Source organism: Gluconobacter sp. P5H9_a (assembly GCF_018812085.1).
Classification (GTDB): domain Bacteria; phylum Pseudomonadota; class Alphaproteobacteria; order Acetobacterales; family Acetobacteraceae; genus Gluconobacter.
Genome location: NZ_JACRVW010000001.1, coordinates 232,606 through 246,150 on the forward strand (window position 1 = coordinate 232,606; position 13,545 = coordinate 246,150).

11 protein-coding genes are annotated in these 13,545 nt (G+C 55.7%); 9 read left to right on the plus strand and 2 right to left on the minus strand.

Translation table 11 applies throughout. The annotated features are described in order from the left end of the window. Positions 1 to 23: 23 nt before the first annotated feature. The 5 genes from KP708_RS01005 to KP708_RS01025 all read left to right on the plus strand — a co-directional run bounded on the left by KP708_RS01005 (position 24) and on the right by KP708_RS01025 (position 6,531). Positions 24 to 2,360: a TonB-dependent receptor gene (locus KP708_RS01005; RefSeq protein WP_215749844.1), complete on the plus strand. Its 2,337-nt coding sequence runs from the start codon at positions 24 to 26 to the stop codon at positions 2,358 to 2,360. A gap of 83 nt (positions 2,361 to 2,443) precedes the next feature. Then, positions 2,444 to 3,757 carry a cation:dicarboxylate symporter family transporter gene (locus tag KP708_RS01010; protein ID WP_215749846.1) on the plus strand — a complete coding sequence of 438 codons (1,314 nt, stop codon included), beginning with the start codon at positions 2,444 to 2,446 and terminating at the stop codon, positions 3,755 to 3,757. Next, positions 3,754 to 4,797: an Ldh family oxidoreductase gene (locus KP708_RS01015; protein ID WP_215749848.1), complete on the plus strand. Its 1,044-nt coding sequence runs from the start codon at positions 3,754 to 3,756 to the stop codon at positions 4,795 to 4,797. Before KP708_RS01010 ends, KP708_RS01015 begins: the two co-directional genes overlap by 4 nt. 198 nt (positions 4,798 to 4,995) lie before the next feature. Next, positions 4,996 to 6,309: an ATP-dependent RecD-like DNA helicase gene (locus KP708_RS01020; RefSeq protein ID WP_215749850.1), complete on the plus strand. Its 1,314-nt coding sequence runs from the start codon at positions 4,996 to 4,998 to the stop codon at positions 6,307 to 6,309. 63 nt (positions 6,310 to 6,372) lie between these two features. Continuing rightward, positions 6,373 to 6,531, plus strand: a complete 159-nt coding sequence (locus KP708_RS01025) for a hypothetical protein (RefSeq protein WP_215749852.1) — start codon at positions 6,373 to 6,375, stop codon at positions 6,529 to 6,531. Between the two features lie 22 nt (positions 6,532 to 6,553). Here KP708_RS01025 and KP708_RS01030 read toward each other — a convergent pair whose 3' ends face one another. Next, complete coding sequence (locus tag KP708_RS01030; RefSeq protein WP_215749854.1) at positions 6,554 to 9,199, minus strand: 2-oxoglutarate dehydrogenase E1 component; 2,646 nt, start codon at positions 9,197 to 9,199, stop codon at positions 6,554 to 6,556. 84 nt (positions 9,200 to 9,283) lie between these two features. After that, complete coding sequence (locus KP708_RS01035; RefSeq protein ID WP_215749856.1) at positions 9,284 to 10,258, minus strand: alpha/beta hydrolase; 975 nt, start codon at positions 10,256 to 10,258, stop codon at positions 9,284 to 9,286. Positions 10,259 to 10,461: 203 nt separating this feature from the next. On the opposite strand from KP708_RS01035, the gene KP708_RS01040 reads away from it, so the two are divergent. From KP708_RS01040 to KP708_RS01055, 4 genes are all read left to right on the plus strand, one after another. After that, positions 10,462 to 10,779, plus strand: coding sequence for a hypothetical protein (locus KP708_RS01040; RefSeq protein ID WP_215749858.1), 318 nt, complete (start codon positions 10,462 to 10,464; stop codon positions 10,777 to 10,779). Positions 10,780 to 10,859: 80 nt separating this feature from the next. Then, a complete protein-coding gene (locus KP708_RS01045) occupies positions 10,860 to 11,498 on the plus strand; it encodes a 2OG-Fe(II) oxygenase (RefSeq protein WP_215749860.1) in 639 nt (212 codons plus the stop codon). A gap of 26 nt (positions 11,499 to 11,524) precedes the next feature. Continuing rightward, complete coding sequence (locus KP708_RS01050) at positions 11,525 to 12,568, plus strand: aspartate-semialdehyde dehydrogenase (RefSeq protein ID WP_064275290.1); 1,044 nt, start codon at positions 11,525 to 11,527, stop codon at positions 12,566 to 12,568. Positions 12,569 to 12,647: 79 nt separating this feature from the next. Further along, on the plus strand, positions 12,648 to 13,535 hold the full coding sequence (locus tag KP708_RS01055; protein WP_215749865.1) for an N-acetylmuramic acid 6-phosphate etherase: 888 nt from the start codon (positions 12,648 to 12,650) through the stop codon (positions 13,533 to 13,535). The last annotated feature ends 10 nt before the right edge of the window (positions 13,536 to 13,545 follow it).

Consider the following 13,545-nt stretch of genomic DNA (forward strand, 5'->3'; position numbering starts at 1 on the left):
CATCGCTGATCTGGAAATGCCCGATGTCCCCTGTTTCGCCCTGTCGACCCCGTTTTATTCTCTCTCTGCGCGTGACGCTGCTGTCCACCGCTCTTCTGTCTTGTGTTGGAAGCGCTGATGCCGCTGCAGTGGCAGCGAAGCGGAACGTGCATCCGATCGCCAAGCATGGGGCTGGAGCAGCAAGGCATCGTACAGTTGATGCTTCAGCGGCGAGTAATGAGGTCGTTCACGTTAATGCCCGACGCGGTGTGACGGGCGCAGGTCAGCACGAGGCGCATTCTGAAACGGTACTGTCCCGTCAAGAGCTTCAGAACCGCAACGTCCGTCAGTTGACAGACATCGTTCGTGTTGCGCCAAATCTGACTATTCAGCCATCTTTTGGAAGCTCTGCACTGAACTTTGCATTGCGCGGCGTCGGGTTGATGGATTTCACCCAAAACAACACCCCGTCCGTCATGCCGTATGTCGATGGTGTGGCCTATCCGGTGAGTATCATGACGTCGGGTATGCTGTTTGACATGGATGACATTTCTGTTGCGCCTGGTGCGTCGGGTTTTACGCATGGGCAGTCCACCACCGGTGGTGAGATTAATTTCCACACGGGTGATCCTACCCCCGAGTTTCATGCGGGCCTGACGGAAGACATTGCCAGCTATGGTCGCAACCGGGTCGAGGGGTTTGTCTCCGGGCCAATTTCCAAGTCGGTTTCGTTCCGTTTGGCAGGGCAGTCCATGACGGGGGGCGGCTTTCAGCACAATTCTCTGGGCGAAGGGTACGGCAACTCCAATATCGGAGCGCTTCGCGGCAAGCTTCGCTGGAAAATTGACGCAACATCGACACTGGACATTGGTGGGCACTGGACGACTGACCAGTCCGAGACGTCTTCGGGGCATAATTTCTATAACAGCTACGGCGTTCCTGTGACGTCGGATATCATGCAGACCGAATGGGGACTTGATCCGCGGTTTGCGAAAATTATCGGTATCAACGGAGCCAATCAGAAGCCAAGGGAAGACAATATCTTCTGGGGAGCGAATGTCCGCTATACGAAGGACTTCAGCTGGGGCCGGTTATGGACGCTGAGCGCTTTTGAAGCTGTTGACGAGCATGAACTGACCAACCAGACGAATTCGGTTGCGTCCTATGGCAATATGTTCCGCAATAACCAGACGAATGTCTTCTCTCAGGAAGTTAAGCTGGAATCCCGTGATCCGCATGCTCGCTTCCACTGGGAAGTCGGCATGTATTACAGCCGTGCACGGATGGCGCAGAATTTCTGGTATGATTCATCAGACCGCCCAGGGACGACGCCGCTGAATGAGACGTCCTATCGTCAGAATCAGCAGAACTTCAATCAGTATGTTCAACTTTCATATCGCATTCTGCCGAAGCTGACCCTGATTGGAGCGATCAGCCATGAGTCGGACGACCGGCAGATGCTGAATGTTGTCAGTGCTGATTACGATCTGAATACGGGTGCCAGAACACACGTACAGAACTTCGGCAATTCAGGTGCACTGACAAATCAGTTCGCTGGACGTGTCGGGGCACAATACCAGTTCAATCCCAGCGTGATGGGCTATGTCATGTTCTCGCGTGGCTTCAAGCCAGGAGGATTCTCGGCCAACATTACCCAGCAGGCCAGCCAGCTAAAGCCGTTCAAGGCCGAGCAGGTTCTGACGTATGAGGGTGGTTTTAAAACGATGCTGTTCAACCGGCGTCTGCGCTTTAATGCAGCCGGTTTCTATTATGATTATCGGGACCAGCAGTTGCTCGGGACCATCCTTGTGCCACCGTATGGTGTACTGGGTGGCTACGTGAATGCGCCGCGCTCCAACATTTATGGCGCTGAGTTCGATATGGAAGCACATCCGTTTCATGGGCTCGTGCTGACACAGAATTTTGGATACCAGAACGGCTCTTACTCTCAGTTCCAGAGCCTAAATCGCAGTGCCACAACCGCTCAGTTTGCCTCAACAGGTGTCTGGTCGCCTGTGAATACGAATTATAATGGCTACAACATGGGGCTGGCCAATCTGACCCTTTCCGGAGCGGCTACCTACACCTGGTCCATGTTCCATGATTACAAGATGACTTTTGACGTCGATTATAATTATCGTGGCGCACAGACACAGCCGCAGCACATCGGAGATGGTGGGTTCTACCGTGCTCCAGCCTATTTCCTTGTGAACTCGTTCCTGACGTTTGCGGCACCGAAACAGCATTGGTCTGTATCGGTTTATGGGCAAAATCTTGCTGATCGCCGTTACTGGCTTTCTGGCGGGACGCAGGCCACTTTCTATGGTGTCATGCCGGGTCTGCCACGTTTCGTAGGCGCAAAAATGAACGTAACGTACTGAACGAATAGTCAGGACCTGAGCCGGAGCGCAGAACCTCTAGCCGGCGTCAGGTTTCCTGAAGGAACGACGGGAAGAAGGTCTGGATGACGAGCAATACGAGCCTTTCGAAGGATGCGAAACGCAGGTTTCGTCCAGGGATTTTCTCTCAGGTTGTGATTGCAACTCTGATCGGGATTCTGGTTGGTCTGTTCGCCCCGCATGTGGCAGGGCAATTCCGATGGCTCACTGATCTGTTCCTTCGTCTGATTCTGATGGCGGTCGGCCCGCTGCTGTTCTGTATTGTCGTGACGGGTATTACGGGCGCGGGATCGCTAGGTGCTGTGGGACGACTGGGGTTTCGGTCCCTGATTTATTTCGAGGGTATGACCACGCTCGTCCTTCTGCTGTCGGTTGGGGCAGCAATGCTTATCCGGCCCGGACAAGGACTGACTTTTACGCCCAGCCCTGAGGATGCCCATATCGTGGCATCCTACGCTGCGAATGCTCACCTTTTGCACGGGCAGGGTTTTACCGGGTTTATACTGAGTCTTGTCCCACGGTCTCCGGTTGCGGCTTTCGCCGAAGGGAACATTCTCCAGATCCTGTTTTTCGCCATTCTGACAGGATGTTGCCTGAGCCGGATTGGAGACGCTGGTGCACCTGTTACACGCCTGATTGAAAGTCTTTCGACGCTTTTTTCAAGAATGATGCGCCTGATTATCGCTCTGGCACCGCTAGGAGTTTTCGGGGCTGTTGCGACGACGGTAGCAGAGTACGGACTGGATGCCATCGGCCGGCTTGCGTCGTTCGTCGTGCTCTATTTTGCGGCTATTGCAGTTTTTATCGTTGTGCTTCTGGGTGGCTGCCTTTTGGCGTGCGGTGTTCATCCGTGGCGCTTTGCCCGTTATTTCCGTGAAGAGATCCTTATTGTCACGGCGACGACCAGCTCTGATTCAGTTCTGCCAAGCATCATGGCAAAGCTCGAAGCCATGGGCGTTTCCAGGCAGGTGGTCGGGTTGGTCGTTCCTGCGGGGTATTCGCTCAATCTGGATGCACTATCGATCTATCTCGGCTTTGCCATTGTGTTCTTGGCCGATGTGACTGGAACGCCTCTGACGCTGACGCAAATGCTCTCCATGTTGGCGACGGCACTGATTACGTCCAAAGGGGCTCATGGGGTTCCGGGGATTGCGATTGTCGTTCTGGCTGCCACGTTGGCTGCGGCTCCTTCCATTCCGCTCTCCAGTCTTGTGCTTCTTTTGGCGGTAGACTGGTTTATCGGAATTGCACGGGCTGTTGGTAACCTTGCAGGAAACTGTGTTGCTCCTGTTGTTATGGCGGCCTGGACTGGGGCGCTGGATCGTGAGCAGGCCCGACATATTCTGGCTCCCCGTGCGAAAATGGAGCTTCAGTCATGAGCAGCATGACAAAGCTTTTGTATTATCCGGAAGCGTTGCTGTCTGAGCGTGTTCACGCGTGTCTGGTGGAAGCCGGAGCGCAGGATGCAGACGCCGAAGCCACGACCCGGGCCTTGCTTCATGCATCTCGTATCGGGGTCGATAGTCATGGTGTTCGGCTGGTAGGCCATTATGTAAGGCTTCTGCGGTCTGGTGGTGTGAATTCCCAGCCTGTTCCTGTCTTCACCCGAACAGGGCCGGCAACTGGGCAGTTGAATGCTGACGGCGGGCTGGCTCATTCTGCGGCCTATCGCGCCATGGATGAAGCTGTGTCGTTAGCTCGGGGCGCTGGAATTGGCGCGGTTGGAGTGCATCATTCCTCGCATTTCGGAGCCGCTGGCGCGTATGTCGTTGAGGCTGCGAGGCAGGGAATGATCGGTTTGATCATGAGCAACTCTGACGCAGCCGTATCCTTGTTCGGGGGCGCCAGGCCATTTCACGGAACAAACCCTATTGCGATGGCCGCCCCGACCAGTGGTTCTGATCCGTGGCTTATGGACATTGCGACGTCGTCAATTCCATTCAACCGGGTTAAACTCTACCGCTCCCTTGGCTTGTCGTTACCATCAGGTGTGGCTGCGAGTGATGACGGACTACCCACACGGGATGCACAGTCAGCTGCGTTTCTTCAGCCACTCGGTGGGGAAGAGTTTGGTTTCAAGGGGGCTGCACTGGCTGGGCTTGTTACCATACTGGCAGGCGTTCTGACGGGTGCGGCACTGGACCCGGTTATGGTTGGCACTGATGAAGAGCAGAGCGACCGGAAGCGACAGAACGTTGGCCACTTTGCAATCGCCATAGATCCAGCAAGGTTTATTGGCCAAGCGGCCTATGATCTTGCGATGGGCTCTTATCTCGATCTTTTAAGAAATGGTCCGTCCGTTAATTCGCATAATCCTGTCATGGCGCCGGGTGACCGGGAGTGGCTGGAAGCTCGAAAGCGTTCCGAGACAGGGATTCCGGTTGATCCCGATACACAGCGAATTCTCGGTTTGATTTGAGGGTATAATTTATTTCCGAAGAAAAGTGATCGGCACGTCTTGGTTAAGATGTGCCGTTTTTTTTTGGTTCGGAGAGGAGGCAATCAAACCGAAACGCAAACCTTTTCCCATGTTATCAGCTTGTACCCGGGCTGCTTTTTTCCTCGTACATTTGTCCTTTTGGTGGAGAAGGGGACGAGATTGTGAGAAGGAGACACCATGGTTGCGCTCACTCCTTCTCAGAAAACGGCTCTCGATGAAATCATCAAGGCGCATGCTGAAAAGCGGCCTACCCATTTACTGACGGGGTATGCCGGGAGCGGTAAGACGACCCTGATGCAGGAAGTGGCCAGGCATTTCCTTCGTCTGAACGTGGTGACCGTGATTACGGCGCCGACACACAAGGCAACGGCTGTACTGCGAAGCAAGGTGGACAAGACCGTCGAGTGCCGGACTATCCAGAGCCATTTGAGCCTTCAGCCGTCTTCTCAGGGCGGTAAAACCACTCTTGTACGCGCGAAGCGCCCGCAAACCATTCCGGATGGCGTGGTGATTGTGGATGAGTGTTCCATGATTTCGCGTGAGCTGATGGGGTGGATCCGGGATCTGCTCAAATACTGCTTCGTGCTGTTTGTCGGTGATCCAGCGCAGCTTCCGCCGGTGGGGGAAGACGCTTCTCCGTCTTTTTCTGTCCCGTCGACATCGCATCTTGAGACAGTGGTTCGGCAGGCGGCGGGTAATCCCATTCTGGAAGCTGCTACGATCATCAGGCAGAGTCAGGGTGGCGATGTGGACTGGAGCTGGGTTCAGGATGCCCGGAAAGGCTCCTCCGGGCTATTCGTTCCTAAGGATGTGGAAAGCTGGGTTCGCAAGGCCTTCACATCTGATGCATTTGACGCAGATAATGATAGCTTTCGTTACCTGTGCTGGACGAATGACCGGGTTCATCAGGTGAACCAGATGGTTCGACAATGGCGGTATGGGGAGACGATTGATCGTCCCTTTATGCCGGGAGAACGTGCCGTCGCACGCGCGCCTTTCAGTCGGCAGAATGAAGACAAGAGCCGACAGCAGATTGCGACCAATGAAGAAGTTCTGGTCATGGATATTCAGGCGTCTCGTTTGTCGTACCGCTTTGAAGCCTGTGGATATCTGGCGGCATGGACAACGGATCTGCCAGCTTGGGAGCTGACTGTGCTCACGCTGGCAGGAGAAGAAATTACCGCGCATCTGGTGCAGGATCCGCGGGATCTTCAGAGTGTGGACCGTCGGCTTGTTCAGGAAGCCAAACAGGAGCGCAAACGCTGGCAGCAGCGGTTTGCGTTTCAGAGTGCGCTGCTGAATTTGCAGGCCATTTATGCCATGACGGTGCATACGTCGCAGGGCAGTACGTTCCGGAATGTTTTTGTGGATCTGGGTGACATCCGACGTCGGGCAGGAGGAAACCCTCTTGAGACCCAGCAGCTTTGTTATGTAGCCCTGACCCGCGCGACGGATATGGTCTTTCTCGTCAATACTGGCTCTGCGAACTGAAGACTAACGGTTGATTTACTGAGATTTCCGTTGGTGAGCTCGAACGAAACAAGGAATAGGGCGATGCGGGTAAAAGTTGGTCTGGCTCTGGCACTTCTAGTGGCTTTGGCTGCTTGCGGGCCGGATTATGGTGGACAGGGTTCACGCCAATATCGGGGAGATGGGTTCGGTAATACGGGTGCAGGTCGAAGCAGCTATGGATATCAAGGCGGCCCGACCTGAGAGGTGTTTGCTGGCCTGAGAGTCAGGCCAGCGCCTCCTGCACCAGTTTTTCCTGCTGCGCCGCATGTGCACCAGGAAGACCTGTTGCAGGAGAGGCAGCACTTTCACGGCCCATATAATCAGGGCGCTGCACCTTGTGACCGCACTCGCGCAGAGCGCGCTCGATCCGACGATCAACAAAAATCCAGGCACCATTATTCTGGGGCTCTTCCTGGCACCAGACAATCTGTTCGGCATCCGGATAAAGCTCCAGTTGCTGGATCAGGGCGTGATGAGGGAACGGATAGAGCTGCTCCAGTCGGATGATGGCCACGTCCGTGCAGGACTTCCGCGCTCGCTCGGCAGTCAGGTCATAGAAGACCTTACCGGAACACAGGATAATTTTTCTAGGATTGGTAATGGTTTGCGGGTCCGCCAGGACTGGCTGGAAACGCGTGTGTGGCCCCATCTCAGCAAGCGCAGAAACGGCTTCTTTATGGCGAAGCAGAGACTTGGGCGTGAAGATGATCAGCGGCTTGCGGCAGCGGCGCGCGATCTGGCGGCGCAGAGCATGGAAATAATTGGCCGGGCTTGTGATGTTGCAGACGCGCAGATTGTTTTCTGCACACAACTGAAGAATGCGCTCTGGTCGGGCAGATGAATGTTCAGGTCCGCCACCTTCATATCCATGAGGAAGAAGGAGCGTCAGGCTGGATGTACGAAGCCACTTGGTTTCCCCTGAGGCGATGAACTGATCCAGAATGACCTGTGCACCGTTGGCGAAGTCTCCGAACTGGGCTTCCCAGAGAACCAGTGTGTCTGGATCGCCTAGAGAGTAGCCGTATTCGAATCCCAAGACGCCAAACTCGGAGAGGGGAGAATTCCAGAGGTGCAGTGGGGCCTGATGGGGGGCGATATGGGCGAGGAGCGTTTCTTCCCGTCCCGTTTCCTGATCAAACAGGACAGCATGCCGCTGGCTGAAGGTGCCGCGTCGGCTATCCTGACCTGACAGGCGCACAGGATGCCCGTCCATTGAGAGGGTGCCAAACGCAAGGGCTTCGGCTGTGGCCCAATCGAGAGGGCCACCGTCCGCGACGGCCTTACCGCGGGCGATAATCTGCCGTGCAAGGCGGGGGTGAACGTTCAGGCCCTCTGGAATAGTACCGATGGCCTCTCCGATCATGCGCAGACGTTCCATCGGAACACCGGTCATGGGTTGGATGCGTTCGGGCTCATCCTGGAGGCGGGTGGAATCCTGCGGTCCGTCCAGCCAGTCAGTTGCGTTTGGCCGGTAATGCTCGGAGGCTGCGAATTGCTCTTCCAGTCTTCTCTGGAAGTGCTGCCACATCTCCTCAACCTGATCCGACGTCAGAATGCCTTTACGGATCAGGGTATCGGCATAGAGGCGACGCGTCGTGGGTCGGGACTGGATGGCATGGACCATGGCAGGCTGGGTGAAGGCGGGTTCGTCAGTTTCATTGTGGCCATGGCGACGGTAGCAGACGACATCCAGTACGACGTCCGCATGAAAATCGCGGCGCCATTCATGTGCCAGCAAGGCTGCCCGCGCGACAGCGTCCGGGTCATCGCCATTGACGTGCAGGATGGGAGCCTGAACGGATTTGGCGATGTCCGTGTTGTAGACACCGGAATGAGCGTCGGATTGAACGGTCGTGAAGCCGATCTGATTGTTGATGATGACGTGGACGGTTCCGCCTGTGCGGTAGCCTTCAAGCTTGGAAAGGCCCAGCGTTTCATAAACAACGCCCTGCCCGGCGAACGCAGCGTCTCCATGAACAAGAATACCAAGATGGCGATCGCGGTTCTTGTCTTTCTCACGATCCTGATCAGCCCGGACGCGACCGAGAACAACAGGGTCCACGGCTTCAAGGTGAGACGGGTTTGGCAGGAGGGAAATACGCAACGTGTGGCCTGCGTGTTCCATCGTGGTCGCGGTGCCGAGATGGTATTTGACGTCCCCAGACCCTTGGATGTCATCTGGCTTGAAGGAGGCACCGGCAAATTCGCTGAAGATTGCCGCAAAGGGCTTCCGCAGGATATTGGCCATAACGTTCAGTCGGCCGCGATGTGGCATGCCCAGCGATACAGATTTTGCCCCATCGCGTGCAGCGGCATCGATCAGGGTCCGGAGGGCGACGATAACACTCTCTCCACCTTCCAGACCAAAGCGGCGCATTCCCATGAAGCGCTTTTGACAAAACCCTTCAAAACCTTCTGCACGGGTCAGAGCCAGAAGAATGCGTTCCGGCTCCATCGCTGGCGTCGAAGATGACGTCTCAAGCCGGTCAATCCACCATTGTCTCTGCTGCGGGTCCTGAATGTGCATGAATTCGGCACTTAAGGTGCCTGAATAGGCGCGGCGCAGGCGAGCAAGCAGATCACGGTCTGCGTCGGGTGGGCTAAGCTCAGGGATGTGCGGTGTTGGTGCGAGCCTGAGTGGATCCAGGCGTGCGAGAGCGTGGCCGCGCAGACGATAGGCGTTTTTCAGGGCCTCAGCGCTACTGTCCGACGTGTCAGTCGTCGGACGTTCAGCACCAAGGGTTTCGAACAGGGCGGCGAAAGCTGGGTCCACGGACGCAGGATCGGTCTGCCAGCGGGCATGAAGCTCGGCCAGATAGACAGTGTTTGCGCCGTTGATGGCATCGCGGTCGTCGCGGTGATCGCCCATGAAAAATCAATCTCCAGTCACAGGGGCGCGAACTCTAGCCCATCAGAGCAGGTGGGGGAATGCATTTGGATAATGCATTCCGTGTCAGTCTCTAGATGGGGTGAAGAACCGCTTCATGGAAGTGATTCGTCTGTCGAGGGTACGTTTTGCCACAGGAGTTTCTGTCACATCAAAGGCATGGAAGGCCCCAGGGACGATCTCCAGTTCCACGGAGACCCCGCTTCGGATTAGTCGTTGGGCGTAGAGCAGGTCTTCTTCGAGAAACAGATCCAATGAGCCGATCATCATAATGACAGGAGGTAGCCCAGAAAGATCGCTGGCGCGGGAGGGCGCGGCATAGGGAGAAATATCGTCAGCGCCGGGCAGGGAGGGTGCGAGAAGAATTCCCCAGGCGTAAGTGTTACTGGCACGCGTCCAGACGAATTCGCCCGCGACGGGAGATGGGTTTACCTCTCTGTCGATCGTCCGGTCATCCAGCATCGGATAAATCAGGTTTTGAAAGAGAATGGCTGGCCCGTTGCGGTCTCTGGCCAGCAGGCAGATAGCCGCCGCAAGATTGCCGCCTGCGCTTTCTCCGGTAACGGCGATCTGATCGCGGCGGATATGCAGGGCGTCGGCGTTGTCATGAATCCAGCAGAGCGTCGCGTAGGCATCTTCAATGCCACCTGGGAAAGGTGTTTCTGGTGTGAGGCGGTAATCCGGGGAGATGACAAGGCAGTTAAGATCCTGGGCGAAGCGGCACAGCTCGGCAGTGTTCTGTTCGGGGCGTCCAGCGCAGTGACCTCCACCATGGAAGTGCAGCAAAACCGGACGGGGTGTAGAGCTTGTCTCTTTAGGTTGAACGGTCAGAAGGCGGATGGTTCTGTCGCCCTCAGGGGTTGCAGGGATGTGACGTTGTTCAACAGTAACCTGAAAATCTTCAGCTTTCTGAAATGCTTGCGCGGCGCGGTTCTCAAGGGCGTTTCTCAGATCCGGAAGTGTTTCTGGTGTCAGGTCAGTGGCAGGAAACTGGCTTAGGGTCGGAAGGAGTTCCGGAAGGACAAGTCGCGCTGTATTCATGAGAGCATTCCTGGAAAATGGGAAACCTAATCAGTGGTGGCTTCAACGTTTGCCTGAAGAGGAGGTTTAAGAGACCATGTTTTCAGGTGAAGCAAAGTTTGCCATAAAATTGCCGCAACTTTTAAGCGCCGCGTAGCGTCATAGACACAGTGCCTTCTGGCAGTTTCTCGAAATTGCGAAGGACGTGTCGAGGAGTTCAGCTCATGCGTGCTCTGCTTGTCTGTCTTTTTTTAGCTGTTACAGCTTTGATAACGCCTGATGCCTCCGCTCAGGGGCCGGAAAGCGGTATGCTGTCCGTACGGATGAGACTTGCTGAAGATGCAGGGATGTCTGGTGTGGACAGGCGATTGATTGTCTGTCGGATCAATCCGCGCCTGTTGCATACGGTCTGGATTCCGAACGTGAAGGAACCGCGCCAGCCGCAGCTTTGCACGGGTGGGGCTAACCGGCTTGGGGCAGGATATGTCCGCTATCTGTCAACCAGCCGCGTTTCCAAAGCGCAGAAACCACTTCGTGGGTAAGTTTCTTTCGTCGGAGTTGGCGCTGGCCTATGTGGAATAGGTCTTGCCGGGCCGTTGGGGCAGGGCTAGCCTCGATCACTATGTCCGACATTTCTCTCGATTATGATGCTTTGGCGCATACGCCGATTGCGGAGAAGCCTTTCCCGCATGTGGTTGTGCCGCATTTCATCAGCAATGATGATCTTCAGTCCATTGTGGCTGATCTGCCGGAGATGCAGTCCGGCGGGTCGTTCCCACCAGAGGCATTGAATCTGACGCCTCGTGTGAAAGGTATGATCGAGGAATTGCAGGGGCCTTTGCTCAAGGACCTGATAGCGGAAAAGTTTGGGCTGGATCTGGTAGATGCACCGACCATGCTGACGGTTCGTGGCCGAACACGCGAAAAAGACGGACGTATTCACCGGGATTCCGAAGCAAAGCTGGTGACTGTGCTGTTGTATCTCAATCCGCGTGGAGAAGACTGGTCTTCCCGGGATGGGTGCCTGCGCCTGCTGAATGGCCCGGATGATGTCGAGGACTATGACGTCGAAGTCACGCCGGCTGAGGGAACGCTGCTGGTGTTTCCCAATGGTCCGACAACGTGGCACGGGCATCGGCAGTTTGTCGGGACGCGGTATGCGATCCAGCTCAATTATATGGCGACGGGCCGGAAGGCTCGGTACGAACTGGGGCGGCATCGTCTTTCTGCGCTGGTCAAGCGCCTGCCTTTCGTAGGCTGATTTTTTACAAGGGAACGGAAAACATCATGGGTTATCGGGTTGCGGTTGCGGGCGCCACGGGAGCGGTGGGGCGCGAGCTGCTGCGGATTTTGGCAGAACGTAATTTCCCTGTGGACGAGGTCGTGGCACTCGCGTCGCCGCGCTCTGTGGGACGGGAAATTTCCTTTGGCGACAAGGCAGTTCTGAAGGTTCAGAACCTTGAGACGTTTGATTTCAAGGGGTGGGATCTGGCGCTGTTTTCGCCGGGCGGGGAAGTGTCGGCTATTTATGCGCCGAAGGCCGCTGCTGCAGGTTGTGTTGTGATCGACAACACGTCCCATTTCCGTATGGAGCCTGGTATTCCTCTGGTGGTGCCAGAAGTGAATGCGTCTGCGCTGAAAAAGGCGCGCCGTGGCATCATCGCCAACCCGAACTGCTCAACGGCGCAGATGCTTGTAGCGCTGAAGCCGCTTCATGATCTGTTCAAGATCAAGCGGATTGTCGTCTCGACTTATCAGGCCGTGTCCGGTGCGGGCAAAGACGGAATGGACGAACTGTTTGGGCAGACCAAGGGCACCTTCGTGAACGACCCACCGACGGTGGCTCAGTTTACCAAGCAGATCGCCTTTAACGTCATTCCGCACATTGATCGTTTCATGGAAGATGGAGCGACAAAGGAAGAGTGGAAAATGGCGGTTGAAACCCGCAAGATTCTGGATCCGGACATTCAGGTTCTGGCGACCTGTGTCCGTGTTCCGGTTTTTATCGGCCATTCCGAAGCGATCAGCATTGAGTGCGAGAAGCCGATTGACCTGAAGAAAGCTCGTGAGGCTCTGCGCAAGGCTCCTGGCGTCATTCTGCGCGATGTACGCGAAGACGGCGGTTATGTAACGCCGATTGAATGTGTCGGGGAGGATGCAACGTATGTGTCTCGCCTGCGCATTGATCCGACAGTCGAGAATGGTCTGGCACTCTGGTGTGTCTCGGACAATCTTCGCAAGGGTGCAGCACTGAATGCCGTGCAAATTGCGGAAAGTCTGGTTGAACAGGGTCTTTTGAAGAACGGAGCCTTGTTTCCTGTAAAGGAATAAGGGAGTTTTCTGAAGTTCTGGCGCGTCTGAAGGGAAACTTTCAGACGCGTTTTTTATGTCGAGATGAAAAGGGTCATTCGTGACTGTTCCCCGCACAGAAACGGTTCTTGAAGCCAATCAGACTATTGAACTTCTGCCTTTGAATTCGCTTCTGGGGCGGCTGTTGGACTCTCAGAAAGAGGCTTTAGAGCGGGTCGGAGAGGCACTCCCGTCCATTGAAGCCGCAGTTGAGGCGAGTGTGCCCCGTCTTCAGGGTGGCGGTCGGTTGATTTATGCTGGGGCTGGAACGTCTGGTCGTATCGGGGTTCAGGATGGGGTGGAACTGACACCAACGTTTGGACTGCCCCCTGAGCGGCTGGTTTTGCTACTGGCTGGTGGCGCCGGTGCAGGGACGCAGGCTGTCGAAGGTGCAGAAGACAGGGAAGATCAGGCGCGCGTTGATCTTGGAGCATACGGGCCCACGCCGAATGACGTGGTCATTGGTGTCGCGGCGAGTGGCAATACGCCTTACACCTGTGCTGTTGTTGAAGCCGGGCGTGAGGTCGGGGCTTTGACAATTGGGGTGAGTGGGAACGCGCATTCACGTCTTTTACGCAGTGCTGAAATCGGGATCAGTATTCCGACGGGCGCTGAAGTGCTGGCTGGCTCCACGCGGATGGCAGCAGGGACGGCTCAGAAGGTTGCGCTTAACCTGTTTTCTACCGCTTTGATGACACGCCTTGGGCATGTCTATCGTGGGCGTATGGTCGACATGCGGATTAGCAATGACAAGTTGCAGTTGCGTGCCGAGCGTATGGTGTTTGAGCTGGCTGGGGGCACAGACGAGGAAGTTCGTGATGCGTTGCGGTCGGTTGGCGGTAATGTAAAGCGGGCAGTTCTTGTGAGAAAGGGTGTGTCTGTCGAGAAGATTGAGACGCTTCTTCAGGCGCATAACGGCAATCTGCATACGGTTCTGGCCTCTCTCTGAAGGTAAAAAC